The sequence below is a fragment of the Kitasatospora sp. NPDC059747 genome (genome assembly GCF_042732955.1).
In the GTDB taxonomy this organism is placed as follows: Bacteria; Actinomycetota; Actinomycetes; order Streptomycetales; family Streptomycetaceae; genus Kitasatospora.
Genome location: NZ_JBHWGV010000193.1, coordinates 3,878 through 5,351, shown reverse-complemented (window position 1 = coordinate 5,351; position 1,474 = coordinate 3,878). Strand labels below are relative to the sequence as shown.

The following is a 1,474-nucleotide window of genomic DNA, read 5'->3' as shown; positions in this document are numbered from 1 at the left end:
CTCGGAGACGCCCGCCCCCTCGGTGGCCCCCCCCCCGCCCCGGCGGGCCACACTCCCCCCCGCGGGGCGGGGCCGGGGGGGCGGGGGGGGGGCGGGGGGGCGGGGGCGCGGGGGGGGGGCCCCCCCGCCGGGGGCAGGAGAGGTGGTGGTCATGTGTGACTCCCGCGGAAGCGGCGGACGTTGAGGAGCATCACGGGGACGACGAGCAGGAGCAGCAGGACGCTGAGCGCGCTGCCGAGGCCCTGGTCGTTGCCGCCGCCGAAGGAGACCAGGTAGAGCCGGAGCGCGAGCACGTCGGCGTCCTGCTGCACCGGTCCGGGCGCGATGATGTAGACGAGGTCGAAGATCTTCATCACGTTGATGACCATCGTGACGAACACGACGCCGAGCACCGGGGCGAGTTGGGGCACGGTGATGCGGCGGAAGATCTGCCATTCGCCGGCGCCGTCGATCCGGGCCGCCTCGATGGTCTCGCGGGGCAGGTTGGCGAGGCCCCCGGCGATGATCACCATGGCGAAGCCGGCCCAGATCCAGGTGTAGGCGCCGATGATGGCGGGGGTGACGAGGGCGGGTCCGAGCCAGTCGACGCCGCGGTAGGGGGCGGCGAAGTCGGCGGCGGGCAGCACCACCGTGAGGGTGGCGGAGGGGGCCGCGGCGAACCGGAAGGTGCCGTCGGCGGCCGTGGTCGTGGTGGCGATCGTCCGTCCGCCGTCGCGGAGCTGGACCTTGAGGCCGGGCAGGCCCTTCTTCCCGGGGTCCAACCGGCCGGGACGGCCGCCACCGCCCGGGACGAAGTCGAGGAACGCGGTGCCGCTGACGCCGTCGTCGCCGGTGGGCAGCCTGGCCGCCTGGGCGGCGGCCGGGATGGCGCCGGGCTGCACGCCGACCAGTGGCAGCAGGACGGCGCGGGTGGCGGCCGGCGCGGTGACGTCTCCGCCCTGGGCCTGGTCGAGGCCGGTGCCGGGGCGCGGCCGGGCGCCCGGGTAGGAGGGCTGGTCGGTGAAGGTGTCGTGGACGGCGACGGCGGCGGCGTTGAGGACGCCGCGGTGCGGGTCGGCGTCGTAGACGGTGCGGAAGATGATCCCGGCGGCGAGGAAGGAGATCGCCATCGGCATGAAGACGAGCAGCTTGAAGGCGGTGGCCCAGCGGACCTTCTCGGTCAGCACGGCGAACACCAGGCCGATCGCGGTGACCAGGGCCGGCGCGACGGCGACCCAGATCGCGTTGTTGCGCACGGCGGTGAGGGTCGCGTGGTCGGTGAAGGCGGCGCCGTAGTTGTCGAGCCCGACGAAGCGGTGGCCGGAGGCGTCGAAGAGGCTGCGGGCCACCGAGTAGCCGATGGGGTAGACGACGAGGGCGCCGAGCAGCAGGAGCGCGGGGAGGACGAACAGCAGGGCGAGGCCCCGCTGGGGGCGCACGGCGGCACCCGATTCCCGGGCCCGGCGGGGGGGACGCAAGATCAAGTGGTTCACAC

General features: G+C 74.8%; 1 protein-coding gene. It reads right to left on the bottom strand.

Features of this window, described 5'->3' with window-relative positions; translation table 11 throughout:
• Positions 1-149: 149 nt before the first annotated feature.
• Entirely contained in the window at positions 150-1,472 is a 1,323-nt protein-coding gene (locus ACFV4G_RS41435; protein WP_380448441.1) for a carbohydrate ABC transporter permease, read from the bottom strand.
• Between the last annotated feature and the right edge of the window lie 2 nt (positions 1,473-1,474).